Below are 649 nucleotides of genomic sequence, written 5' to 3'. Positions count from 1 at the left end.
ACCCGAAGCCCGTGGCCCAACCCGCAAGGGAGGGAGCGGTCGAAGGTGGGGCCGGCGATTGGGACGAAGTCGTAACAAGGTAGCCGTACCGGAAGGTGCGGCTGGATCACCTCCTTTCTAAGGAGCAGCTCTGGCTCGGACACCCTGCTTCGGCAGGTGACCGGGTCGGTGGCCACTGTCGGTAGCGAACGTCTGCCGGGTGGCTGCTCATAGATGTGGAGCACTGGCTACTCAGCTCTTGGCTCGTGTGAGCCGGCAAGTACCGCCCCGTGAGGGGAGTGGGAACGGCGGTGTCGGGCGGGTGAAGAGTTGGACACGCTGTTGGGTCCTGAGGAAACGGGCCCTTCAGCCCCTGAACGCCGGCCCGTTGGGTTGGTGGGAGGGGGCTGGGTTGTTTCTTCTGGATTGCGGGACCAGACCTGCGCTCTCGGATTGAGGGTGGTGGGCTGGTGGGCCCGGTTGTTTTTTGAGAACTGCACAGTGGACGCGAGCATCTCTGAACAAGAGACTTTTGTTTCTTGTTCTCTGTTGCGATTTGTTTGATCGTTTTGTGTGTTCAAGTTTTTAAGGGCATACGGTGGATGCCTTGGCATCAGGAGCCGATGAAGGACGTGGGAGCCTGCGATATGCCTCGGGGAGTCGGCAACCA

The 649-nt window shown here is 60.6% G+C and carries 2 rRNA genes; both read left to right on the top strand.

Features of this window, described 5'->3' with window-relative positions:
- Window positions 1-117 (top strand): 16S ribosomal RNA (locus F8566_RS49560); the annotation flags it as partial.
- 437 nt (window positions 118-554) lie between these two features.
- Window positions 555-649 (top strand): 23S ribosomal RNA (locus F8566_RS49555); the annotation flags it as partial.

The sequence above is a fragment of the Actinomadura rudentiformis genome (assembly GCF_008923185.1).
Classification (GTDB): domain Bacteria; phylum Actinomycetota; class Actinomycetes; order Streptosporangiales; family Streptosporangiaceae; genus Spirillospora; species Spirillospora rudentiformis.
The sequence above is the reverse complement of the archived record's forward strand: the minus strand, read 5'-3'. Positions and strand labels throughout refer to the sequence as shown.